This is a genomic window from Formosa undariae (assembly GCF_042427615.1).
Classification (GTDB): Bacteria; Bacteroidota; Bacteroidia; order Flavobacteriales; family Flavobacteriaceae; genus Formosa; species Formosa undariae.
Genome location: NZ_JBHMEZ010000012.1, coordinates 1 through 25,232, shown reverse-complemented (window position 1 = coordinate 25,232; position 25,232 = coordinate 1). Strand labels below are relative to the sequence as shown.

General features: G+C 33.4%; 26 protein-coding genes and 2 pseudogenes. 21 read left to right on the top strand and 7 right to left on the bottom strand.

The window, feature by feature from the left end:
- Positions 1–47 precede the first annotated feature (47 nt).
- Together ACFFVB_RS11070 and ACFFVB_RS11065 are read right to left on the bottom strand one after the other, a co-directional pair.
- Entirely contained in the window at positions 48–344 is a 297-nt protein-coding gene (locus tag ACFFVB_RS11070; RefSeq protein WP_382382826.1) for a hypothetical protein, read from the bottom strand.
- Positions 345–352: 8 nt separating this feature from the next.
- The gene (locus ACFFVB_RS11065; protein ID WP_382382825.1) at positions 353–508 is read right to left on the bottom strand and encodes a YqaE/Pmp3 family membrane protein; all 156 of its coding nucleotides are present in this window, start codon (positions 506–508) and stop codon (positions 353–355) included.
- 390 nt (positions 509–898) lie between these two features.
- On the opposite strand from ACFFVB_RS11065, the gene ACFFVB_RS11060 reads away from it, so the two are divergent.
- Positions 899–2,440 carry an SLC13 family permease gene (locus ACFFVB_RS11060; protein WP_382382824.1) on the top strand — a complete coding sequence of 514 codons (1,542 nt, stop codon included), beginning with the start codon at positions 899–901 and terminating at the stop codon, positions 2,438–2,440.
- A 105-nt stretch (positions 2,441–2,545) separates the two neighbouring features.
- The gene (gene fabD / locus ACFFVB_RS11055) at positions 2,546–3,421 is read left to right on the top strand and encodes an ACP S-malonyltransferase (protein ID WP_382382823.1); all 876 of its coding nucleotides are present in this window, start codon (positions 2,546–2,548) and stop codon (positions 3,419–3,421) included.
- Between the two features lie 1,390 nt (positions 3,422–4,811).
- Here the strand turns inward: fabD and ACFFVB_RS11050 are convergent.
- Positions 4,812–5,558 carry an arylesterase gene (locus tag ACFFVB_RS11050; protein WP_382382822.1) on the bottom strand — a complete coding sequence of 249 codons (747 nt, stop codon included), beginning with the start codon at positions 5,556–5,558 and terminating at the stop codon, positions 4,812–4,814.
- A gap of 26 nt (positions 5,559–5,584) precedes the next feature.
- On the opposite strand from ACFFVB_RS11050, the gene ACFFVB_RS11045 reads away from it, so the two are divergent.
- From ACFFVB_RS11045 to ACFFVB_RS11015, 7 genes are all read left to right on the top strand, one after another.
- Positions 5,585–6,274, top strand: a complete 690-nt coding sequence (locus ACFFVB_RS11045) for an ABC transporter ATP-binding protein (RefSeq protein ID WP_382382820.1) — start codon at positions 5,585–5,587, stop codon at positions 6,272–6,274.
- A gap of 47 nt (positions 6,275–6,321) precedes the next feature.
- A complete protein-coding gene (locus ACFFVB_RS11040; RefSeq protein WP_382382819.1) occupies positions 6,322–8,817 on the top strand; it encodes an ABC transporter permease in 2,496 nt (831 codons plus the stop codon).
- Between the two features lie 276 nt (positions 8,818–9,093).
- Positions 9,094–9,552: a hypothetical protein gene (locus ACFFVB_RS11035; protein ID WP_382382818.1), complete on the top strand. Its 459-nt coding sequence runs from the start codon at positions 9,094–9,096 to the stop codon at positions 9,550–9,552.
- A gap of 36 nt (positions 9,553–9,588) precedes the next feature.
- The gene (locus tag ACFFVB_RS11030; protein WP_382382816.1) at positions 9,589–9,807 is read left to right on the top strand and encodes a hypothetical protein; all 219 of its coding nucleotides are present in this window, start codon (positions 9,589–9,591) and stop codon (positions 9,805–9,807) included.
- Between the two features lie 237 nt (positions 9,808–10,044).
- The gene (locus ACFFVB_RS11025; RefSeq protein WP_382382815.1) at positions 10,045–10,620 is read left to right on the top strand and encodes a hypothetical protein; all 576 of its coding nucleotides are present in this window, start codon (positions 10,045–10,047) and stop codon (positions 10,618–10,620) included.
- Positions 10,621–10,785: 165 nt separating this feature from the next.
- Positions 10,786–11,016, top strand: coding sequence for a hypothetical protein (locus ACFFVB_RS11020; protein WP_382382814.1), 231 nt, complete (start codon positions 10,786–10,788; stop codon positions 11,014–11,016).
- Between the two features lie 44 nt (positions 11,017–11,060).
- Positions 11,061–11,540, top strand: coding sequence for a hypothetical protein (locus ACFFVB_RS11015; RefSeq protein ID WP_382382812.1), 480 nt, complete (start codon positions 11,061–11,063; stop codon positions 11,538–11,540).
- 47 nt (positions 11,541–11,587) lie between these two features.
- Here ACFFVB_RS11015 and ACFFVB_RS11010 read toward each other — a convergent pair.
- Positions 11,588–11,789, bottom strand: a pseudogene (locus ACFFVB_RS11010) (IS110 family transposase); the annotation flags it as partial.
- A 186-nt stretch (positions 11,790–11,975) separates the two neighbouring features.
- Here ACFFVB_RS11010 and ACFFVB_RS11005 point away from each other — a divergent pair.
- Both ACFFVB_RS11005 and ACFFVB_RS11000 read left to right on the top strand, forming a co-directional pair.
- Positions 11,976–13,184 (top strand): retroviral-like aspartic protease family protein, encoded by a 1,209-nt coding sequence (locus ACFFVB_RS11005; protein ID WP_382382810.1) that lies wholly within the window; start codon positions 11,976–11,978, stop codon positions 13,182–13,184.
- Between the two features lie 366 nt (positions 13,185–13,550).
- On the top strand, positions 13,551–14,369 hold the full coding sequence (locus tag ACFFVB_RS11000) for a CPBP family intramembrane glutamic endopeptidase (RefSeq protein ID WP_382382809.1): 819 nt from the start codon (positions 13,551–13,553) through the stop codon (positions 14,367–14,369).
- On the opposite strand, the pseudogene ACFFVB_RS10995 reads toward ACFFVB_RS11000, so the two are convergent.
- Positions 14,366–14,552, bottom strand: a pseudogene (locus ACFFVB_RS10995) (IS110 family transposase); the annotation flags it as partial. The gene ACFFVB_RS11000 and the pseudogene ACFFVB_RS10995 sit on opposite strands and share 4 nt — an antisense overlap.
- A gap of 153 nt (positions 14,553–14,705) precedes the next feature.
- Between ACFFVB_RS10995 and ACFFVB_RS10990 the strand changes: the two are divergent.
- A complete protein-coding gene (locus tag ACFFVB_RS10990; RefSeq protein ID WP_382382808.1) occupies positions 14,706–15,071 on the top strand; it encodes a hypothetical protein in 366 nt (121 codons plus the stop codon).
- Positions 15,072–15,376: 305 nt separating this feature from the next.
- Here the strand turns inward: ACFFVB_RS10990 and ACFFVB_RS10985 are convergent, their stop codons facing one another.
- The gene (locus ACFFVB_RS10985; protein ID WP_382382807.1) at positions 15,377–16,327 is read right to left on the bottom strand and encodes a hypothetical protein; all 951 of its coding nucleotides are present in this window, start codon (positions 16,325–16,327) and stop codon (positions 15,377–15,379) included.
- A 374-nt stretch (positions 16,328–16,701) separates the two neighbouring features.
- Between ACFFVB_RS10985 and ACFFVB_RS10980 the strand changes: the two genes are divergently transcribed.
- Together ACFFVB_RS10980 and map are read left to right on the top strand one after the other, a co-directional pair.
- Positions 16,702–16,950: a hypothetical protein gene (locus tag ACFFVB_RS10980; protein WP_382382806.1), complete on the top strand. Its 249-nt coding sequence runs from the start codon at positions 16,702–16,704 to the stop codon at positions 16,948–16,950.
- A 302-nt stretch (positions 16,951–17,252) separates the two neighbouring features.
- On the top strand, positions 17,253–18,017 hold the full coding sequence (gene map, locus ACFFVB_RS10975) for a type I methionyl aminopeptidase (RefSeq protein ID WP_382382805.1): 765 nt from the start codon (positions 17,253–17,255) through the stop codon (positions 18,015–18,017).
- Between the two features lie 139 nt (positions 18,018–18,156).
- Here the strand turns inward: map and ACFFVB_RS10970 are convergent, their stop codons facing one another.
- On the bottom strand, positions 18,157–18,318 hold the full coding sequence (locus tag ACFFVB_RS10970) for a hypothetical protein (protein WP_382382804.1): 162 nt from the start codon (positions 18,316–18,318) through the stop codon (positions 18,157–18,159).
- A gap of 238 nt (positions 18,319–18,556) precedes the next feature.
- Between ACFFVB_RS10970 and ACFFVB_RS10965 the strand changes: the two genes are divergently transcribed.
- The 7 genes from ACFFVB_RS10965 (at position 18,557) to ACFFVB_RS10935 (ending at position 25,117) form a co-directional block, all read left to right on the top strand.
- Positions 18,557–19,309, top strand: coding sequence for a hypothetical protein (locus ACFFVB_RS10965; protein WP_382382803.1), 753 nt, complete (start codon positions 18,557–18,559; stop codon positions 19,307–19,309).
- Positions 19,310–19,359: 50 nt separating this feature from the next.
- A complete protein-coding gene (locus tag ACFFVB_RS10960) occupies positions 19,360–20,493 on the top strand; it encodes an alpha/beta fold hydrolase (protein WP_382382802.1) in 1,134 nt (377 codons plus the stop codon).
- An 807-nt stretch (positions 20,494–21,300) separates the two neighbouring features.
- A complete protein-coding gene (locus ACFFVB_RS10955) occupies positions 21,301–21,903 on the top strand; it encodes a magnetosome magnetite crystal formation protein family (protein WP_382382801.1) in 603 nt (200 codons plus the stop codon).
- 285 nt (positions 21,904–22,188) lie between these two features.
- A complete protein-coding gene (locus ACFFVB_RS10950; RefSeq protein WP_382382799.1) occupies positions 22,189–23,112 on the top strand; it encodes an alpha/beta hydrolase in 924 nt (307 codons plus the stop codon).
- An 81-nt stretch (positions 23,113–23,193) separates the two neighbouring features.
- Positions 23,194–23,400 carry a hypothetical protein gene (locus ACFFVB_RS10945; RefSeq protein WP_382382797.1) on the top strand — a complete coding sequence of 69 codons (207 nt, stop codon included), beginning with the start codon at positions 23,194–23,196 and terminating at the stop codon, positions 23,398–23,400.
- 12 nt (positions 23,401–23,412) lie between these two features.
- Positions 23,413–23,778, top strand: coding sequence for a hypothetical protein (locus ACFFVB_RS10940; protein ID WP_382382795.1), 366 nt, complete (start codon positions 23,413–23,415; stop codon positions 23,776–23,778).
- Positions 23,779–24,031: 253 nt separating this feature from the next.
- Entirely contained in the window at positions 24,032–25,117 is a 1,086-nt protein-coding gene (locus tag ACFFVB_RS10935) for a WG repeat-containing protein (RefSeq protein WP_382382793.1), read from the top strand.
- Positions 25,118–25,232 lie beyond the last annotated feature (115 nt).

The window sequence follows — 25,232 nt, the reverse complement described above, 5'->3', positions numbered from 1 at the left end:
GCGCTTCTTAATGTTTACGTACATAAAGTGCACGTTACTTTCTAGATTTACTCTCTTTCAGATTTTGTAATTCTCTGATCAAGGTTTTCGTTATGCTCACTGCCTAGACTGTGATGCGCATTTTCCTCGTCAGGTGTCGGCTTTCCATTAGATAATGGTCTCGCAGGACTTGCGCCAGGAATATCTAAGTTTTCGGCAGCAAAATCAGGTTCGTTTTTACGCTTTTTAAGCAACTCATCATCGCCGTTATCTTGTCTTAAATTTCCCGATTTATCACCTAATATTTTTTTATCTGCTTCGGTGATTTCTGGATTGTAATCTGTTTTTTCATCTTCCTTTTTCATAATATCATTTATTTACTGTTAACATAAAAGGCATGAATTACTCCTGGTAACCAACCTAAAAGGGTAAGTAAAATACTAACTAATAAGGCTGTTCCTATACCGTGCTTTAAAAATACAGCTACTGGTGGTAAAAGAATACTAAGGATAATGGTAAGTAATGACATGTTTTATGTGTTTTGATTTATTCAAAAGTACGGTGTATCTATGCGGGTGGTTGACTTAAATCATTTAATAATTGATGCTTTTAATGATTGTGATAGTCTCGTCTGCACAGGATGGTATGGCGCACTATTTGGAAATTCGTATACGTTTCCATCATATTAAGAAGTCATGAGGTTCTGAACGTACAATCGCTAAAAGTGTTTTAACTGTGCGTTTAAAACTAAATATTAAATCGATGCGTTTTATATACACTTACAACTAGGCGGAAAGCGATACTTGTATTATATTAGTTAGCTGATAACTAGGACACTCTGAGAATTACTAATGAACCACTTCGGATTGAAATCTAGATGTCGGATTACTGAAACAAACCAACTCAAACCAACTCATTTATGTCTGCAATTGAAACCAATACTGCGATTAATATGAAATTAATTATCGCAGGCTTACTCGTGTTTTTTAGTATCGTGTTTTTTGTCGATTTACAACCCGGAAATCCTGGAGTAACCTATACGGCGGCCATTGCCTTTTTAATGGCGTTTTGGTGGGTAACGGAAGCCTTACCCATTGGAATTACATCCTTTTTACCCATTATTTTATTTCCAGCGCTTGGTGTTTTAGATGGTAAAGACATTTCTGATGCGTATATAAATTACGTAATCTTTCTCTTTATTGGTGGTTTTGTTATGGCATTAGCTATGGAAAAATGGGATCTTCACAAACGCATCGCTTTAAAAATATTGTCGGTAGTTGGAGGCAGTCCGTTTAGAATCATGTTGGGTTTTATGTTGGCATCATCCTTTTTATCGATGTGGATGTCCAATACGGCAACCGCCATGATGATGCTTCCTATAGCTTTTTCTGTAACTAGTGCCTTGGAAGAAGTTTATGGCGAAGGCAAAATAAGTTCGTTTGCTGCGGGCTTGTTATTGTCCATTGCACACGCGTGTTCTATTGGTGGAATAGCCACTTTAGTGGGCACACCGCCCAATTTATCTTTTTTAAGAATTTTTGAAATCATTTATCCTGGGGCTCCAGAAATTTCTTTCGGACAATGGATCTCTTTTGCATTTCCTATAACTGTAATGATTTTTCTATTCTCACTATTAATCCTATATTTTACATACCGCCCAAAAGGGACTATCGAAACCTTAGACAGATCCTTTTTTAATGATAAATACGACGCTTTAGGTGCTGTGAGTGTAGAGCAAAAACGGGTCTTTCTTTTATTTGTGACTTTGGCGCTATTGTGGGTATTTCGATCTAATCTTAATTTAGGATTTATTACAGTTCCTGGATGGAGCAATATATTCCAAAACCCGAAATTTTTAAACGATGGTACGGTGGCTATATTTATAGCGATGTTACTCTTTATTATCCCATCTACTAAAAAGAATGAAGCTTTGGTGGGCTGGAAAATCATGGGGAAATTACCTTGGCATATCGTGTTTTTATTTGGTGGTGGCTTTGCTTTGGCCAAAGGATTTATCGACTCGGGGTTATCTACTTATGTGGGCGGACTTTTAAGTAGTACCGGGAATATGTCGTCTATTAATTTAGTGGGAACGCTAACCGCATTAATGTCTGTGCTTACAGAATTTACGTCCAATACCGCAACCACAGAGATGCTTTTACCTATAGTTTCAGGACTGGCTTCAGAAATAGAAGTGAATCCGTTGTTAATCATGATTCCGGTAACATTAGCCGCTTCTATGGCTTTTATGCTACCCATTGCAACACCTCCAAATGCCATAGTGTTTGGGACTGGGAAATTAAAGATGATTCAGATGATTAAAACGGGACTAATTATCGATGTTTTTGCGGTGATTATTATTGTGCTCATGACCATGTTTTGGGGGACTATTATTTTTGATATCGACCCAAATGTATTTCCAGAATGGGCAGAACAAGCCGAAAAGATAATAGCACATTAATCGATTCCGAGATTCGCTTAGCCATTAGCGTTGAAGCATAAGGATTATAGCTTATGTTTAAATGCCATATTTTTTGTATTTTAATAGATACTAAATCAACTGTTTATGCAAGCATATTTATTTCCGGGGCAGGGCACGCAATTTCCAGGAATGGGGAAGGCGTTATATCATACTTCGAAATTAGCACAAGACTACTTTGGACGGGCCAATACGATTTTAGGATATTCTATTACAGATATTATGTTTGAAGGCTCAGCAACGGACTTAAAACACACCAAGTACGCGCAACCTGCTATTTTTTTACACTCGTATATCTTAACCAAAACCTTAGGGACAGCCTTTCAGCCAGATATGGTCGCCGGACATTCTTTAGGCGAAATATCGGCTTTAGCGGCTATTGAAGCGTTAGATTTTGAGTCCGCTTTAAGACTTATTGCCATCCGTGCTTCGGCCATGCAAAAGGTTTGCGAAGTGGAACATACCGGAATGGCTGTTGTGGTTGGCCTATACGATGTTATTGTTAACGCAGTGTGTAAACAAGTACAGGGCATTGTTGTGCCAGCGAATTACAATTCTTTACATCAGGTGGTGATTTCTGGAGAGGAGCAGGCTTTAAAAGAAGCTTGCGAGAAGTTAAAACCAGGAGCGATTCGTGTGGTGCATTTACCTGTGAGTGGCGCATTTCATTCGCCCTTTATGGAACCTATAATTGAAGAGTATACCGAAGCAATTTCACAAACAACCTTTAAAACACCGCGTTGTCCCATTTATCAAAATATTAAAGGACGTCCTACAACCAATGTCAATTTAATTAAACAAAATCTAATCAATCAGCTTACGCAACCCGTGATGTGGCGTCATGGCATATTACATATGATTGAAGATGGTGCCACCACATTTACTGAAATTGGTCCTGGGAACTTTTTGAGAGGTTTGGTGAATCAGATAGACGGTAGTGTGATTACAAAAGGTGTTTCATAAGCGTATTCTTGTTATGGGGTTCGTTGGAGTATTCTAGAAAGTAAAATGATTTTTGTTCTCGACTCCGCTCGAACACCCTAGAATATAGTGTGTTATGTCCTAGACTTCGTTTGATTCCTTTAGGCCCTTATGTTGATTTTGAATGGTCTTCGAGCATTAGTGAGAAAGAATAGTAAGATTCTTTCGAAACTAGCAAACGAAGTTTGACGAGAAGCTTATATTATTTTCTAGAACAGAAGAATTATTTAGGTATCGTTAATCTTCTTATATGAATATGATATGCATATTATCATGTTTTTTAGTTCTCGACTCCGCTCGAACACCCTGGAAAATAAAACGAGTTATGTACTCGATTTCGTTTGATTACTTTAGACACATGTGTTGTTCTTTAACGGTCTTCGAGCATTAGTGAGAAAGAATAGTAAGATTCTTTCGAAGCTAGCAAACGGAGTTTGGCGAGAAGCTTATATTATTTCCTAGAATGGAAGAATTATTTAGATATCCTTAATCTTCTTATTGAAAATGTGATAAGTATACTATCATGTTTTTTAGTTCTCGACTCCGCTCGAACACCCTAGAGACGTATGTTGATTTTGAATGGTCTTCGAGCGGAGTCGAGAAGCACGTGGTTAATCGGTCTTCGAGCATTAGTGAGAAAGAATAGTGAGATTGTTTCGAAGCTAGCAAACGGTGTTTGGCGAGAAGCATATATTATTTGCTAAAATTGAAGAATTATTTAGATATCCTTAATCTTCTTATTGAAAATGTGATAAGTATACTATAATGTTTTTTAGTTCTCGACTCCGCTCGAACACCCTAGATACGTTTGTTGATTTTGAATGGTCTTCGAGCGGAGTCGAGAAGCACGTGGTTAATCGGTCTTCGAGCATTAGTGAGAAAGAATAGTAAGATTGTTTCGAAGCTAGCAAACGGAGTTTGGAGAGAAGCTTATATTATTTTCTAGAACTGAAGAACTATTTAGGTATCGTTAATCTTCTTAGTAAAATGTGATACGTATACTATCGTACATTCTAGTTCTCGACTCCGCTCGAACACCCTAGAAAATATAGCGTGTTATGTCCTCGACTTCGTTTGATTACTTTAGGCCCTTATGTTGATTTTGAATGGTCTTCGAGAATTAGTGAGAAAGAATAGTGAGATTGTTTCGAAGCTAGCAAACAGAGTTTGACGAGAAGCATATATTATTTGCTAAAATTGAAGAATTATTTAGGTATCCTTAATCTTCTTATATGAATATTATCATATTTTTTAGTTCTCGACTCCGCTCGAACACCTTGGAAAATATAGCGTGTTTTTTCTAGATTTCGCATGAATGTCCTAGAGACGTATGTTGTTCTCGTCTCCGCTCGAACACCCTAGAGAACTTGTTCTAAGATTTCACCATAGGTCCTAAAACATCCCAAACGGTATACGCTACTAGTTTATGACCTTCAACATTAGGATGAATACCATCACCTTGATTCAGTTCTGGTTTGCCTCCAACTTGTTCTAAAATAAACGGAATAAAGGCTAGGTTGTTTTCTGCTGCTAAATCTATAAATAGCTGTTTAAAATCGGTAGTATATTCTATTCCCATATTTGGTGGCAATTGCATGCCGGCCAAAATAATTTTAGTATCTGGACTTTTAGCTCGAACCACATCTATAATGTGTTGTAGGTTGGCTCGTGTTTCAGTTACGGGTACGCCACGCAAACCATCATTGGCTCCTAGCTCTAATAAAAATATGTCTGGGGTTTGTTTAATCACCCAATCAATTCTGCTTTTTCCGCCTGCACTGGTTTCGCCACTAACTCCTGAATTAATCACGGTATACTCCAAGTGTAAAGCATCGATAGTGTCTTGTAAAATCCCAGGATAGGCATCATCTGTATTGTCTAATCCGTAACCTGCAGTAATACTATCTCCAAAACATAAAATGGTTTTGTCTTTTGGCTGTTCCGCTTCAGTCGAGGCTGTTGTAGTGGTTTCAGCTTTTTGGTCTTTGGCTTTTTCCGCTTTGCCATCACCACAAGAATAGAGTGTTAGGGCTAAAATAAAATAACAAAACTTTAAGAGTTTAGAGACCCTAAACCCGGGGTGATTTGATTGCAATTGTTTATTTTGAGCCTCGCACATAAATAGTGATTTAAATTAAAGATTAGATGTCAAAGATATTAAAGATAACTGGGTTAGAAAAGACTTATACCAGCGGTAACAAACAATTAACGGTATTACACGACATTTCGTTTGCTGTCGAGCAAGGTCAAATATTTTCGATTGTTGGCCCTTCTGGAAGCGGAAAAACGACCTTATTGGGATTATGTGCAGGTTTAGATCAGGCGAACGGTGGTACAGTGGAATTATGCGGACAAGATTTAGCGACCTTGAATGAAGATGAACGGGCGCAGTTACGTAATAAAAACGTGGGGTTTATATTTCAGAATTTTCAGCTTTTACCTACGTTAACGGCTTTGGAAAATGTGAGTGTCCCTTTGGAACTGCAAGGCGATAAAAACGCCACTCAGGTAAGTTTAGACTTGCTAGAGAAAGTCGGTTTGGGAAGTCGTGTGCATCATTATCCGTCGCAGTTGTCTGGTGGCGAACAGCAACGTGTGGCTTTAGCGCGTGCCTTTGCGAATAAACCAGCAATATTATTTGCCGATGAACCTACGGGGAATTTAGACGAAGAAACCGGGGAAAAAGTCATCCAATTGCTTTTCGAACTGAATGCAGAACATGGTACCACTTTAGTGATTATTACTCACGATTTAGAGTTAGCCAACCGCACCCAACACATCTTAAAACTTAAAGGTGGAAAAATTATTACGAACCAACCGACTACAGCACTTTGATAGATTCTAACACCTCAAAAAATATACAATTACGATGGCTTTTTAAAATGGCTTGGCGGGATGCCAAAGCGAGTAAAGTCCGTTTACTATTATTTATGGCCTCGATTATTTTGGGGATCGCTGCAGTGGTTTCCATTCAATTATTCAGTTCTAATTTACAGGATAATTTAAAGAGCCAATCTAAAACCTTAATGGGTGCCGATTTTATAATCGACTCCAAACAAGAACCGACAGCGCGAGCGCAAGCCATTATCGATTCGTTACAACCGCAGGCTTCCGAAGTGAACTTTGTGTCCATGATTGCCTTCCCAAAAAGTGGCGGTACCAAATTGGTAAAAGTTCAGGGAATTGCAGGCGATTTTCCGTTTTACGGTGAAATAGATGCCGAACCTGCCTCTGCATCAGCGACGTATCAGTCTTCAGGTGGTGTATTGGTTGATGCCACACTTATGATACAATTTAATGTGAACACGGGTGATTCCATTAAAATCGGGGAACTGACGTTACCTATCGTTGGGGCTTTAAAATCTATGCCGGGGAACTCGGGAATTTCCAGTTCTGTGGCGCCTCCGGTGATTATGCCACGGGGTTTGGTAGACGCCACCAAGCTGTTACAGTTCGGAAGTCGGAAAGAATACCAGTATTACTACAAAGTATCGGACACGGTTAATTTAAAACGTTTAGAAGACCGTTTAGAACCGCTATTAGATTTAGAAAATGCCGATTTAGATACGCATACAGGAACCTCAAAACGTTTAGGAAAGCGTTATGAGAATGTAGGGAATTTCTTAAATCTAGCCGCTTTTATAGCCTTATTACTAGGCTGTATTGGGATTGCAAGTTCGGTACATATTTACATCAAAGAGAAGCTTAAAGCCATTGCCGTTTTAAAATGTATGGGCGCATCTAGATTGCAAAGTTTTTTGATATTCCTCATTCAAATTGGAGGTATCGGGGTTCTTGGTGGTGCTATAGGGGCGTTAATAGGTGTGGGGCTACAGTTGGTATTTCCGTATTTATTACAAGACTTTTTACCCTTTACATTAGAGATTTCCATTTCGGCAGTTCCCATTTTAATTGGAATATTACTCGGCTTGTTTATGTCGGTGTTATTTGCACTCTTACCTTTATTGTGCACCTGGTTTGTGTCGCCTTTAGATGTATTACGGGTGAGCGAAGATGGGGCACAAGAACCATTGTGGGTACGTCTTTCTGTATTTACAGCCATTTTAGTTTTTCTGTTTTTATTCTCATTTTGGCTGATAAAAAACGCACTATATGCCCTGTCGTTTGTAGGTGCTACCGTGGTCACTTTTGCCTTATTAGCAGGTGTTGCCATCGGATTTACACGTTTAATCAAGCGTTATTTTCCAAAGCATTGGAGTTTTACAGCCAGACAAAGTGTACTGAATTTATTCCAACCAAACAATCAGACCGTTGTGCTGGTGGTGGCCATTGGTTTGGGAACATTTTTAATCAGTACCCTATACTTTACCAAAGATATTTTATTAGCAAAAACCGAAGTCGGCGCGCAAACCGAAAGCGCCAATATTATTATTTTAGATGTACAACCGGCCCAGCGTGCGGCCATTTCGGAACGGATTACTGCCAAAGATTTACCTGTGCTTAGCGACATCCCGTTAGTGACCATGCGCATGCAACGGATTAACGGACAATTGGTAAACGAGATCCGCCAAGACAGTACACGCCAAGTCCGCGGTTGGGTACTAAATCATGAATTTAGAACCACCTATCGCGATACCCTAATCGATTCTGAAACCATAATAGCAGGGGAGTGGACGCCGAGATTAGAAGCAGGCGAACCGGTGGTGATTTCCATTTCCGATAACCTCGCCGACGATGCCAATTTAGAGGTGGGCGATCCCGTAGTTTTTAATGTACAAGGTGTACTTATGGAAACTACAGTGGGAAGTATCCGTCAGGTCGATTGGACTCAAGTACAACTAAACTTTACCGTGGTCTTTCCGGCTGGCGTGTTAGAAGACGCGCCACAGTTTAATGTGTTAACCACGTTGGTGCCCGACGAAAACAGTTCGGCCGCTTTACAGCAAGATTTGGTGAGCCGTTTCCCGAATGTCTCTATCATTGACTTACGACAAATATTTACGGTGGTCGAAGACATCTTAGAAAAGGTCTCTTGGGTGATTAGTTTTATGGCATTCTTTAGCATGTTTACGGGGATTATTGTGTTAATAGGATCTATACGCACCAGTAAATATCAGCGTATTAAGGAAAATGTATTATTACGAACACTGGGTGCTAAGAATATCCAAATTTTAAAAATTACCGCCTTAGAATATCTGTTTTTAGGACTTTTAGGAAGTGTGGTTGGTTTACTATTGGCCTTGGTAAGCAGTTTATGTTTGGCGGTACTAGTCTTTAAAGAACCCTTTGTGCCTTCTGTTATTCCGTTTTTAGTCTTACTACCAGGCATTACGCTATTGGTATTAATTATAGGCTTAAGCAACATCCGTACGGTACTAAAAAGCTCGCCATTAGAAGTGTTGCGTAAGGAAGCTTAAGGCTTGTCGATAGTTCCCAATGTAATCTAAAATAGTATTTCATATATAACCGTTTTTAATTCAGGTTCTAGAGTGTGTTACCATGCTTTGGAACCTGTGTTATATATATTATTTTCTAGTTTTTTTAAATAAGTTTTCAGAAGTTTTTAAATGATTATTTGTCAATAACTTATAATAAGAATCTTATAGCAATTTAGTTTACCGGGATATATTTGCCAGATAATATTATTTATTACTAATTAAAAAGGGGTAATAATTAAAAGAAATGGACAGTATATGATAAAAGGTGATTTAAAAAAAATTGAATTTATAATAAATAGACTTGTTAAATATCGCGGTCGAGTAGACATGAATGATTTACAGACTTACAAATTGTATTCCAATAAAATGGATGATTACGATATAATACCTGATTTTGAGAGGATATTAAGGATTATCAGAAAGTATGATTTAGCTAAAGTAATAATAGAGCCTGCAAATAAGTGTGCTTTGTTAAATGACAATACTTGTGAAGTAGAAGAAATTGGTGTCGAAAATTATATAGAAGAATTAAAAAATAAGCAAGAGGCTAAATCGTCAAATAGCGACTTGAAAGGCTCCACTACACAAACTAAAGTCCAAACTACAGACAATGTGCCTAGTACAAAATCTGTCATAGAAATGATTTCTTATCTTATAGGTATTATAACTGGAATCATTCTTATTTATGAATTTATATTAAAACAATACATTTAAAACATTCTTATCACTCTTAACTTAAATTTTAATTTTATGAACTACATTTTAACAGTAAAAAAGACTAAAGAAAGATATGATAATATCACTTTAGATAATTCTACATCTATAAAGGACAGAATAGAATGGAATGGTCAAAAATATTCAATAAAAGAAATAATAATAACTAATCCCGAAGTAGGAATAATTGAACTAAAGTGTTATAATATCAGTGACTCAGGGAAGGAGATTGAATTAACCTCTATTTGGAATTAGTATTCTGAATTTAATATAATCAAAAGACAGTAATTAAAGTACTGTGGTAAAAACCAACTATAACACCTTATTTTATTACCAACATACGTCTAATCGTATCATGATATAACCTCACACTGTCTATATAGAGCAAACCGTTGTAAAGCAAATATATAAGATAACAAAATGTGCTACTGCCTAGAAAGCATAAGTGCTTATAGTTTATATTTGTTTTGATATAACATGCTACCTACAATATTGAAAAAACTACTTCTATTTACAATTCTGACTTTAATCACAGCCTGTGGTTCAATAAAAAACACGAATGATTTAATTGCAGATGAAAAGTTTGAATTATGTACTGCGATAAATTCCGAAAGACGAATAACAAGATTTGGACCAAAAGAAGGAAAACTGATTTACATACAAAATGTACATAGCCTATTAGAAAACTCATTAATACAAGGAAATTATCTTTCTGAAATAAGTAAAAGAGGATATTCAGAATTATTAAAAAAGGCTAATAAGAAGGAAATAAATAGTGATTTTTTTAAGAAATTTAGATCGGATCTAGAATTTGACCCTTTTATGCTATTCAAGCTAAGCCATCACGATCAATGTTACAGTTACTTAATTGAACAATTAAAACTTTTAGATAAATCTAGTTGGCAATATAAATTCAGGGACGCATATTGGAAATTTTCAGCTAGTGGAGATTTGGACTCAAGTTGTGAATACTTAATTAATGCACTAAATAAAATTCCCGATGAAAAATTTGAATTAATTATGTATCGAAAATTATTTTTAGATATAATATATACCCATTTAAATTAAAAAATACTGTAGGTAACTTGGTGTAAAAAACATTGCTTATTTTAGTTAAATCGAAAGGCAGTTGCTTTTTTGCTAACTCTGATTTTCCTGCGGAAAATCCTCACACACAAAACGGCAACGTTCCTTGAAACATAAACGTTGTGAATAATATCCGAACCGAACGTAATGAAAGAAATTATAGATAGAGTTATAATTGCAAGTGATATTAATGAACGTGACGGAATTGGAGTTGAAATCTATCGAAATGACGAATTAATTGCGGAAATTTTTAGGGATGATACAGATAAAATCAGAGCAATACGAGTTTTTAAAGAAAATATTTCTGTTGAATTAATGGAGGAATGTATTAAGATATTTAAAAAAGAGATTCCTTGGGAGTTTATAAAATATGACTAACTATGCACCAAACGTTGTCATTATTTTGAGAAACAAAACGCTGAATGAAAAAAACTACAATCTTTATTGCAATATTTCTTGTAATTGGAATTAAAATCAATGCGCAGGAATTAACTTGTGAAGATTTTAAAATCGGAACTTTCTACATTCCAACGAGTGATGAAATGAAAAAATATAAAATTACTTCAAATGACAGTATAAGTGAAATGACAGCCGAAAGAGACCTAGATGTTAATCGTTATGTTGTTATCCGAGAAAAAAACTCTCAAACCGAATGGAAAAACGGAATCGGAAACGGAAACCCAACTTATGAAATTCTTGAATGGATTGATGACTGTACTTATCGACTAACTTACGATTCTTCCAAAGGAGAAATGGACGAAAGGACTAAATGGGTAAATGAAAATAACGGAATTGTTGTTTCTAAAATTAAAATTGAAGGAAAATGTTTGTTCTACGATGCTACAATGACGACGAATGAAGGACAAAAAATTTCACAAGAAGGAATAATTTGCGTAGAATAAATACTATGCTCAACAAAGTACCGCGGTAAACAACAAGTAAAACTACATTAATTTTTAACTAAAACACTTCTGTAAGCATCATCATGTAATAATCCTGATTTTCCATTAGCAAATGGATGTTTTAATAGGGTGTTACAAACTGCAATTAATGCTAATTTTTTACTTTTCTCTTTGGCTACTATGCGCTCATTAAGTTCCTGACATATACTTATTGGGTTTACATGCATTAAAGTGCTGGAAAAAAAGCAATTAATCTATACAACGACATACCAATTCATTTATCTTTAGATTATAAAATACCAAATATGGTATATCAATTATCTGCCTAAAAACAATTTTAACCTGTAGCCATATTTAAGGAGAAGACATGTTACATATACCTTATATTTGGGTATAATGAAAATAATGTTCATTAATATATTTGTTACCACACATATGAAAAAAACCTTTTTGCTGATTTTAATAATCTCAACATTAATTATAAGTTGTTCGTCTTTAAAAAGATTAAAAACTGTAACACAAGGAGAAGTTGAACAAGAAAATTACATTGAAGAAATTCCCTTTAGATATGTCAAAAAACAAATAGTTTTAGAAATTACGATTAACAAAAAAAAGTATGATTTCATATTTGACACAGGAAATGATTTAACTTTGATTGACAATAGCATAATCAATGATATTAATTACAAATCAAATAATGTAGTTGGAGAAATATCCGATGCTAATGGAATTATTAGTAAAAGTAAATATTTATCAATTGACAACTTAATGATTGGTAAAATTAACTTTCTAAATATTGGAGCATACACTTCTGACCTTTCTCATTTATATCAAGTTTTAGGGCGTGATACTTACGTTGGCATTATTGGAAGTAATTTAATGAGAAAAGCAAAATGGCAAATCGATTATAAAAATAAAGTGATTCGAGTATCTGATAATATTGACAATTTTAACATCAGTAATAACGCACACTTATTTAAAACAAAATCTGGAAAATATGGAGATGCAGAAATTAAAATAGAACTAAATGGTACTGAAGAATTATATACATTCGACACTGGTTTTAACGGAAACATAAGTGCTGACTTATCCCTTTTTAATAAAATAAATTCCAATAAAAACATACCATATATAACTACAACAGGAATAAACAGTATTGGAGCAAATGGAATTACTAAAAGCACTAAATATAGTGCATTACTTTCAGTAAATTTACTCAACAACATTAGACTTTCAAATCAAATTGTAACGTTTAAAGAGAATGAATCAAACATACTTGGAAATCAATTTTTGGAGAAATTTACAATTACTTTGGATTGGGCAAATGAAGTTTTTTATTTAGATCAAAATATCCAATTTAAAGAAGATGTACTATCTGAATATCAAGTTTTCTTTCACCCAAATTATGTAGAAAATAAAATTATACTATATTCTTATGAGAACAATTACCTGCTAGATAAACCAATTGAACTAGGCACACAAATAATAGCTATTAATGGTGTTAATGTTTCAAATTTCAAGACACAAGAACTTTATGATTATTGGGCAAACAAAAACTTAACGAAGAATATTGAAATTCAAATTGAGGAAAAAGGTCTCAAAAGAAAAATAATATTAACAGAAAAACAGTTGCTTCCGAAATAAAAACGTGTGGTAATAACTAAGTATTCGGCTCGCCGATAGGCCAGAGCTGCATATAGTGTTGACGAAGTCGGCAGAATAGATTTAGATGAATTTGAAAAAAGTACTTTGCCTAACACCGGTAACCATTGCACAAGCCAATAATACATAGTTCAACTATAATTAAAACCCGTCTTTAGAGACGGTTTTTATTTTTATATAGTTAATATTTTAGGTGATTTACAAGGTCCTAAAAGCGACCTAATAGCTATTTGTAATCGTGATTTGGTTTATATATAAGATATAGATAACATATGTTACATATACCTTATATTTGGGTGTGTAATGAACATAATGTTTATTATATAATTGTTGCCAGTAATTTGAAAAATGACAGTACTTAAAGCAATCTTACTGACTTTATTCCTGATTTTGGTTTTTACTATAACCCAACTTGCATTTGGATTGTTGGTGTATAAAACTGAATTGGTATCTGAAAGTTACCAAATTCATTACGGAATAACGATTGGTTTGTCATTCATTATTGGATATTTGGTCACGTTCAGAATTTTCTGGAAACCTAGTTTTAGAATTAATAAATCGCTAAACCTTAAAAAAATTGATTTTAAATTAATACCCTATTTAATTTTAATAGTGATTGGACTTCAATTATTGGATAGACCTTTTTGGGATTTAGAAAGAATATGGAATTTTATCAATTACTCTGAATTCCAAGCTGACATTAGCTCGTTTGGTGGGTTTAGACCAGCACTTTTATACAATACAATAACGATTTTAATAATTTCACCGATTTTTGAAGAGTTGTTTTTTAGAAAATTTCTATTGCAAAACTTATTACAGAAAAACAGTAAACTAATCGGAATATTATTTTCAAGTTTATGCTTCGCTATTATACATATTGAAACACCATTGAATTTAGTGCCGACTTTCATTTTTGGAATAATTAGCGGACTAATATTTATTAAAACTAACAGAATAATTTATTCTATAATTTTACATTTTTTGGTCAATTTAATGGTTCAAATATTATATGTATTTAACTTGACTTTTGACAGATGGTTATTAACTTTAGATTTTAATTTTATATATTGGTTAATGTTTTTAATCGGAATAGGAATAACATACTTTACGACCAAAAAACTACCGGCAACAAAGTACTGTGGTAAAAAACAAGTAAAAACTCATTAATTTTCCACTAAAACACTTCTGTAAGCATCATCATATAATAACCCTGATTTTGCAATAGCAAATGGGTGTTTTAATAGGGTATTACAAACTGCAATTAATGCTAACTTTTTACTTTTCTCTTTGGCTACTATGTGCTCATAAAGTTCCCGACATATACTTATTGGGTTTACAGGCATTAATGTGCTGGAAAAAAAAGCAATTAATCTATATAACGACATACCATTTCATTTATCTTTAGATTATAAAACACCAAATATGGCATATAAATTATCTGCGTAAATTCAATCTTAACCTGTAACCATATTTTAGGACAAGACATAAAAAAACAGACCGTAAATGAATAGAATTTTGATTTTGACATTCTTAATTTTAAGTTCTTGTGGAAAAGGAAATTCTTATTCTAAAACTGATTTTAATGAATCTGACTTCACTCAAACGCAAGGAATAATAACTGAAATAGAAAATGTTTTTTCATACTCTGAAAAATTCAAACGGACGTATCATTACGCATACGCAACTGAATCTGACACAAAACTGTACGGAATTGAAAAAAAATCTGATTTGATTCTAAATGTAGACGACCCAATAATTGTTCTGGTAAATAAAACTGACCGAACTAAAACTTATATAGCACAACGTGGAATAATAAATAAAAAAACGTTAACGGAATTAAAAAATATTGACAAAACCGAAGCGGAATAAAAATAACGTACTACAACACCAGTAACCGTTCCACAAGCGAATACTAAATAGAGTTCAACTATAATAAAAAACCGTCTATAAAGACGGTTTCTGTTTTTATACACTTAAAATTTCAGATGATTTACAAGATCTTAAAAGGGGATTAGTAGCTATTTCTAATCGTGATTTCGTTTATATATAAGATATGTTCAGTATACAATTGTTGTAACAGGCTGAAAAAAAAACTCGAACTTCAAAAGAAATCATTGGTAAGCCAATCGTGCTAATAGCACCTTAGTTTTTTTCAATGGCCTTTTATAATACAATTATTTTAAATACTGAATCAGAAACGCAATCACTAAACTGACCGCAAGTCCGATATTTACTTTACCAAAATCTTTGGCAATAATGATGTAAGTGTATTTCATCTTCTTTTTATTCAACAAATAAGTTATCGCCAGTTCCCTTCCTGCCAAAATACCAATAAAAACCCAAGTAGTGCTCATTGGAATCGAATTAAGGTTGCCAAATACAAATAGGAAAATACCATAGATTAAGTCGATGATAGTGGCAGAACGAATATTCTTGGTATTTGATTTTTGATTGACTATTTCCTGAATCTTTCCGCCTCGCTTCCTGAAAATGTATGCCATAATGAGTAGGATGGAGGTTAAAGATATTATGAGTTGCTCGATAGAAAGCTTTCTAGGAAGAAAAACAAAAATATTAGCAAAATCCTGAATCAGCCATTGAGACCATAGAAACCCGGTAGAAAACCATTGCGCCACTAGCCAATAATGCTTGTTTTTCTGTTTGTCTAATTTATCCAAGGAGAAATTCGATTCAAATTGTCTTGAAATAACAACATATATCACTAGGGCAAAAACAAAGGAAATTGCATAACCATATACCGATTTCAAAATCATTTTTTCTATAATCATACTCGATGAAAAAATACTTAAAATCATAAACGTCGTACTCACAGGGATTCCGTATCGAGTAATGGTCAATAGGCCAATAGGTGCTAAAAGATACCACCACTGCAAATTTTCTGGATACGGTATATTGTTAAGTCTGCCATAAGACACATCACCACCGTTAATATACCAACCATAACATAATACTAACGATAATATGCTAATGGCAAAAAGCCAAAGCCACCACCATTTTACTTTAAAATTTGAAGAAATAAACGTGCCAAGAGTTTGAATAACATCGTTTGCTATCACTGAATAAGCCGAAATAATAAAACCAATATAGCCAATGTACAATTCCATAATGCAGTTAATAATTGTACAACAAATGTAGTTATAATTCAATCTAAAAAAATATTTATGAATTTATTAAAATACTATGTTACAAGCATTCTAACTACATTCTAATACCGAAAATCTATGCTTAAAGGCTAATCTCAACTAAAAAAAGCACTAGCCTAACATATGGAATATACTACACCTTGGATTGTACTACTATCTTACGTTATAATTCTTTTACTAATTGATTACTTCCGAAAGTCTTCGCGAACTTTGAACTGCCCCAAAAAAGTTAGACACTATTTGAGGGTATTTTATGGGAAGAAAAGTCAAGTACAATCACGTTAGGCACACATTTAAAAAAAACACTCTACATATTAATTTTAACTTTAATTCTTTTGTCTTGTCAATCTGATAAGAAGTTGAAGGGAAATTGGATTGGAGATTATGCATATTCTTTAGAGGGCAACGAAACAAGAATGATAAAACCTATTAGACGAATTTTGACTTTGGATAATGGACTTTTAATTGCAAGAGGAAGCAAATACGATTACGGAACTGATACTGAAAAAGGTGAATATAATCTGATTTGGAAAACACTGGAACTGGAAGGGGAATATGAAAACTACGATATAGAATTTTTTTGAGAGTGATAGTCTTGTTTTAATAAATAAAGCGAACTCTTATAGATCGGTAACCGTTGCTCAAACCAATACTAAATAGTTCAACTATAATAAAAAACCGTCTTTAGAGACGGTTACTGTTTTTATACGTATTTACTCCATACAGTACCGTAAACGAGAGTAGACGGTCTTCTTTATTTAGCAATAGCAAGGCCTTGTAAAACAGGATTGTAAAAACAACAGAAAAGGTTTGTATTGCTGCTTAATAAGTAATTATCTTATATATTTGCTTTGATATAATGTTGTAGCCAATTAAAAAAAACGAAATGTCAATAACAAAGGAATCTGAATTAATCGGAATGGAAAAAATTAGTGAAGTTGTTGGAACTACGCTAAAATTAATGAGAGAATATGCTAAAGTTGGAATGTCGACCAAACAACTAGATGAATATGGAGGTGAAATTTTAAAGCGTTATGGCGCTAAATCTGCACCTTATGAAACTTATGGATTTCCTGGTTATTCTTGTATAAGTATAAACAAAGAAGCAGCACACGGCATACCATCAGAGAAAAAAATATTGAAAGAAGGAGATTTAATTAATATTGATGTTTCTGCGGAACTTAACGGATTTTGGTCTGATAATGGTGGCTCTTTTGTTCTCGGAAAAGACATTCATAATCACCAACCTCTTGTAGATGCTTCTAAAAATATTTTGCGTAAAGCTATAAACAATATAAAAGGCGGAGTGAAAATTTCTGAAATTGGATATTTAATAGAAACTGAAGCAAAAAAGTCAGGATTTAAAGTTATTAAAAACTTGGCTGGTCACGGAGTCGGTAGAAGTTTACACGAAGAGCCTGAAAATATTTTAAACTATAGAGTTAAAAGCAACAGAGAGCGATTCAAAAAAAACACAACAGTAGCAATAGAAACTTTTATTTCAACAAATTCAACTGTTGCTGTAGAATTGAATGACGGTTGGACATTAGTCGGAAACAAAGGTGGGTATGTAACTCAGCACGAACAAACAATACTTGTAACTGATACATATCCTGTTATTTTAACAGAATCGAATGAAATTTGGAATTAAAGAACTACACCCAAAAGCAGTAATCGATGCACAAGCCCAATAATAAATAATTGCACTATAATTAAAAACCGTCTTTAAGGGCGGTTTCTGTTTTTATACACTTAAAATTTTAAGTGATTTACAAGGTTTTAAAAGCACATTAATAGCCTAAAACATACAGAATATCCAAACGAGTGGTTTTATAAATAAAATTAAGATCTATAGCTATCTGAGACCGACGCTGAAAATGGTCTTCGGGCACACGTCCGCTAAGTCTAAACGGATTGAATAGCTTCACGTGATACGTCTTTTTCTCGTACATATATAAATATAAGAAACCCTCGTTTTTTTAAGGAATTGCTTTACTGCTTTTTTCTTAACTTGTGCAACAGGGACATTAAATATAGGTCGTTTGGCGGATGTTATTAAATTTAAAAATTAGTACATTTAATAAAATATAAAGTGGTTTGATGGGGTGTAGCATTAAAAATGCCAAACGCTTCATGCACAAACACGTTACGTTGCATATAAAAAGTGCTACAAACTTTAAACTGTATCTTATGAAAAAGACAATTTCGCTTTTATTAATTATTTTATCTTTAACGTCTTGTTTGACGGTGAAATATGAGGAAATTAAGAGTCCGCCTAATGCAGATGTGAACAATACTGAGTTAAATAATAACAGAAATCAGTCAACCCTGTCATCGGATGCCTTAAACGACAAAGACAGCGAAGTAAGAAAATTAGCAGTTGAGAAACTGACACTTCAATCGACTCTTGCGTCAGTAGCTCTGAACGACAATAACACTGAGGTAAGAAAACTAGCCGTAAACAAACTTAACCTTCAATCAGCGCTTTCAAGCGTTGCTCTAAATGATAAAGACAGCGAAGTAAGAAAATTGGCCGTTGAAAAACTGACACTTCAAGCGACGCTTTCGTCAGTAGCTCTGAACGACAATAATACTGAAGTAAGAAAATTAGCTGTTAACAAACTAAATCTTCAATCAACGCTTTCGAACGTTGCTCTAAATGAGAAAGACAGCGAAATAAGAAAATTAGCAGTTGAGAAACTAACACTTCAATCGACGCTTTCGTCCGTAGCTCTACAAGACAATGATACTGAAATAAGAAAACTAGCTGTAAAGAAACTAACCCTACAATCAACGCTTTCGAGCGTTGCTCTAAATGAAAAAGACAACGAAGTAAGAAAATTAGCAGTTGAAAAACTGACAGTTCAATCGACGCTTTCTTCCGTTGCTTTGAACGACAAAGACAGTGAAATAAGAAACTTAGCCCTAAAGCGATTAAAGTAGTTAAGAATAGAGTTGTAAATAATTGTAATAAACCTTAAACTTCTAACCAAATGAGACATTTTTATTTAACCTTTCTAATGATTTTAGTATGCTCTATACATGCCCAAAGTCAAGACACCTTAGTAGACATTGGGGGATATAACATGCATTTTAACATCATAAAAGGAGAAGGAACTCCAATTCTTTTTGATGCAGGTGCAGGTAATGATGGTTCCGTTTGGAACGATATTTTGGATAAAATTCATAAGGTTACGGGCACAACATTAATTACATACGACCGCTCTGGATTTGGACAGAGTGAAGTGAATCCAAATTTAAAAAACGATTCAGATTTTGGAATAGTAAATGGAATTAAAGAATTAGAGACAGGTCTTTCTAAGCTAGGTTTTAACAATGAAATCATTCTAGTTCCTCATTCCTACGGTGGATTCTATACAACCTTTTACGCATCACGTCATCCTGACAAAGTGAAATACGTTGTACGTATTGATGCAAATTTAGTTGAAGTTTATACGGATGACGTATTAAAAATTATGGATCAGGAAGAAACGCCTCCTAAAAGCCCAGAAACGTTGGGCATATATTATCTGCTAAAAACATATCCTGAAACAGTTAAAATATTACGTGAAATAGATTTTCCATCGAACATACCTGTAATAGACATTATTTCGCCCATTAACAGAGGGTATCCAGATGAGTACTGGACACTAATAAAAAAAGTCCATAAAGATTTTGTGAATGCTGAATCAAATCGTGTAGAAATTATCGCAGAAGGCAGTGGTCATTACATATTTCAAGATAATCCAGGGCTAATCATAAATACAATTATTAAAGCATACGCTGAAACTCTAGATGAAAAACAACAACATGTTCTCTTAAAAAAGGCTCTAGATAATGCCATTGACTTAGCTATTGAAGCGAAAGTAAATAACCGTTCAGAACATGATTTGAATACGTTAGGATATTCATTTTTGGGAAATGGAGAATTAGAAAAGGCTTTAGAAGTTTTCAAATTAACTACAATTTTATTTCCAGATAGTTTTAATGCGTATGATAGTTATGGCGAAGCCTTATTGAAGGCAGAAAAGAAAGAAGAAGCCATAAAAATGTATGAGAAATCAATCGCATTGCATCCAGAAAATGAAAATGGAAAAACAGTATTACGGCAATTGAAAGAAGAGTAACTATGTGCAACAAAGCTTAAACGTAATGTGGACTTAAGGGTGAAATTTATAGTCTAAGAATATCAAATTACAAAAGAATTGAAAAACTTGAGCTAGCTTTTGGCATAACAGATTTTATATGTTTAATCGGGCGAGGAGCTTCAGGGAAAATAACTATTCTTGACGCTATTCCGAAAGGTCTATCTCCAATGCGGAATCAGACTTTTTATGATACAGATGTACTAAAATATTTCTAAGTAATACTGAGATAAACGATAAAACGAAACACATAAATTGTTCTCCATAAGTATAAAATACAGGCGTAAATTAAATTCCAATACTGAAGGCGACCTTCTATTTGATCACATAGAAAACGAGCTGATAAGATTAAAAATCAACAAAATTGAACGCTCTGATTTACAAATAAGTTTTCGAAATCCGGTTTCTAACATACAAGGAAGATGGTATTTAATGGCTACAATAGATAGAGGGGATTTTAAATTAGATAGGAGGTTTGGAAAGTTAGAATATTCAATTTCTTTAATTAGAACATTTTATATAACGTTAGCAATGAGTTGCTTTTTCGCATTAATATCTCAAAGTTATGGGTTCGGATTAATTTCTTTTCTATGGTTCTTTGGATTGAATTATATAATTACTTTAATAAGACAACGGGTGTTTTTAAAGAAGCTACTCAAATTTAAAAAGCCTGAACCACCAAAAAAATCAGCTATAGTCACCGATGACGTAAAGATGTCTTAAAGCTGACGCTATCGATAGGTTGTTTTGCATGTAATTTTGTGACAACAAATTAAATATAAAACACTCATGAAAAACAATGATCTCTCGAAAAAAGTAAAAGCCTTAAGAACAAGAAAAGGGTTCTCTCAAGAGGCTTTATCGGAACATTCAGGACTCAGTTTGAGGACCATTCAGCGTGTTGAAAACGGAGAAACCAAACCCACAGGTGATTCCCTTAAAAAGATAGCCAACGCCTTACAAATTACCCCAGACGAATTAATAGATTGGACTGTAATTGAAGATTATGGATTTTTAAAAGCCATGAATTTATCGGCATTAACCTTTATATTGTTTCCGCTTCTTGGGGTGCTGGTGCCGTTAATTATGTGGACTTCTAAAAAGGACAAATTAAAAGACATTAATACCATTGGGAAAGCACTCATTAACTTTCAAATTTCCTGGGTGTTGATCCTGTTTTCAGGATTCGTTTTAAATATACTGTGGCTGGCATCAGATTTTAGTGCAGACCAATTTATAACGCCTAGTATTATAATTTCTAGTCAGTTTCGCCTATTCGTATTCATAATCATTATGTATACTTTAAATCTTGTGTTTATTGTATTAAATACGTTTAAAATCGAGAAGCATAACGCGGTATTCTATTATCCTAAAATAAATTTTATTGGGTAATAGGATGTATGGGCGATATGTAAGGAAAATACATGTCCTATTTATATATTAAGTGCTATAGCATTGCACTTTCATTTTTAGAAGATTGATTTTATAAGCTAGAGAAGAGGAGAGAGGTCATCACATAATATACTTGGTCTAAAAACATTATTTATTATATAGTTGCTGTTTTTGTAACTGATATAAAAAAGATATATTTAGTTGAAAATTAAGATTACACGTTTTGTTAACGCATGATATCGTAGCATTTAATTTTATTAAAAGGCATTGTAAACAATTTAAGATATGAAAAAACTTTTAGGAATAATAATAGTCATTACACTGACCTTTTCTTGTAAAAACAAGGAGAATAAGAAGACAGAAACTACGGTAAAAACGGAATTTCAAGAGGTAACAACAACCGACTATGTTTTAAATAAACCTACTAAAAACATAAAAGCAGTTTTAATACTTTTTGGTGGTTATCCAGAAAATGCGAATGACATTAAACGAGAATTTAAAATACTTGAAAACGCCCAAGAAAATAATGTAGCTGTGCTGTATATGAACTACAATCGTAAGTTATGGCTAGAACAACATGAATTATTACAATTGTCTGAACAACTTACAAACATTGTTAAAGAGCATGAATTACCAACAGACAATGTTTACATCGGCGGATTTTCAAGTGGTGGAAATATTGCATTATTAATCAGTAATTTTATAACAAAACAGAATTCTGATATCATTCCAAAAGGTGTTTTTATAGGGGACTCTCCAATTGATTTAGCATCACTATATAATACTGTTGAAAAAAATGTTAAACGCGATTTTTCTGGACCTGTAATGGAGGAGAGTATTTGGCTACTTGAAACTTTGGGTAAACAATTTGGAAACCCAAATAGTAATATTTCAAAATATGAAGCGTATTCTATTTTTACCTCAGAAACAAACAATATTGACAATCTAAAATACTTAAAAAACACCAAAATCAGACTTTATACAGAACCAGATTCTCTTTGGTGGAAAAAAAGAGCAAGGGTTAAATACGAAGAAATGAATGCATACCGTATAAAAGGACTTTCTGAATCGCTAAATACGTTGCAATTTAAAGATGTGGAGTATATTCCAACAGTAGACAAAGGATATCGGTCTAATGGAGAACGAGATCCTCATAGTTGGTCTATTATAGATACACAGAATTTAATAGCTTGGATGTTAAAAAAATAGAAACGATGCGCAACAAAGCGTAGTGAATAGCTTATAGCATTACTCGCTGTTGAATAAGTCGTAAAAAAAGCATGGCATGAGATGAATAAAATAGTCTTTAGAGAATCACCAGTATTGGAAGTTTCTTTTGATAATACACACATTCACATCGTGGATTTTGAAAACGAACTGAATAATGATGTGTTTTATTATGATAACGGAATACATATTGAACGTATTGGAAAAAGGATGACCATTGCATCTGCAGTTAAAAAGATAGGATTTGAAATTGATGAAAATATCATTTAGAACGCTGATAATTTGATGTCTGAAGTGAATAAATTAAAAGGTTCTAAAGAGATATTATACCCTAAAACAGCCTACAAGGAAGAATCTTTTCAGGATTTTACAGCGCGTTATAACGGTTTTGGTAAAAATCTTTATGAAGCACTTAAAGATGAAAACATAGAGCTATTTGAAAAATTAAAGTTTTATCAAATGGTAAACGAAAAAGAAGACAGTTTTGCTGAATATATTCACAATGGAATTTCGTTTACCATACATCTTTGTTTTTATAGTGAATTAATTATTCTTAGTACCAATAAACAGTGTATTGAAATTGGAAGTTGGGAAAAAAATGAAATAGAAAAAGCGGTTCATTTTATATTGAAAACCTTAATAAAATAGAAAAGACATACAACGACGCTCTTTTGAGTGTAATTTTAGAAGGATTAAAATATCTATTATAAGTTATAGCTTTGAAGACACCATTTAAATCAAAAATATGCACCTTAAATATGTTAATTGCAGTTTGTGTTTTAATGATATAGTACTTCATGTTCCGTTATATAAACGCCTAATTTGACTATGATAACACCTTAAATAGAAAGATCATTATGGCAATATAAAAGTGCTGATATCCCGAAGTTGCCCACAATTTATGAAAACCGTCAAATACATTATAATCCTGCTTTTAATAACAAGCTGTTCGGTTGACAAAACTGAAATAGTTCCTGCAAAATTTAATGGAAAATACGGAGCAATAAATCTTAAAGGAAAATGGATTATTGAACCAATATTTGACTCTATAAATAACTTTTACAATGGTTTTTCGGAAACATATAAAAACGGGAAACAAGGCTTAATAGATACCGAAGGAAAATTAATTATTGATTATAAATACGATTTCGTTGGACTAGTTGAAAATAAGAGAGTATTAGTTCAAACAGAAAATCATTATAATTTTGCAGATTTAGAAGGAAATTTAATATCCAAAATATCATTCACAGATGCAGAAGACTTTTCAGAAGAATTAGCTTCTGTCCAGTTTAATGAAAATGGAAAATGGGGATATATAGGTGTTAATGGAAATTTAAAAATAGATACTTTGTTCTCTCTTGCTTACGAATTTAAAAATGGATTTGCCGAGGTCGAAATAGAAACTATTGACACAACAACTGTAAGTCCAGACCTTATCGTTTTAGAACCAAAATTTTATGATTGTATAATCGACAAATCAGGAAAAATCATTGATACAATTCGATATTTAAAGAAACAAAAGAAATTTCCATTAATTGGTTCCGCCAACACAAACACTTTAGGAAAAATAAATAGTCGTGGAGATACAATAATGCAAAAGAAATATAGAGCTTTTGGCTATACACAAGGACAATATATGTGGTATAAAACTTATGGTAAATATGGATTAGCAGATACAACTGGAGTTATATTAATAAAACCGATTTATGAAAATCTTACATATTTCAGCAATAATGGTTTAGCGGTAGCAAAACAAAATAGAAAATATGGTTATATAGATAATAAAGGAAATGTAATTATCGATTTCCAATTTGACGAAGCGAGAGGTTATAAATATGATTTAGCGCCTGTGAAAATCGATGGAAAATGGGGATTTATAGATAAATTTGGTTCTTTCAAAATCAAACCGAAATTTGAAAATATATTAGGTCATTTTAGAAAATCAAATGGAAAAACCGAACGAATTTATGAATACAACGAGGAATAAAAACTGTGGGCAACAAAGTACTGTGGTAAAAAACAAGTAAAAACTCATTAATTTCCCACTAAAACACTTCTATAATTATTATCATAGGTTAATCCTGATTTGGCTATGGCAAAAG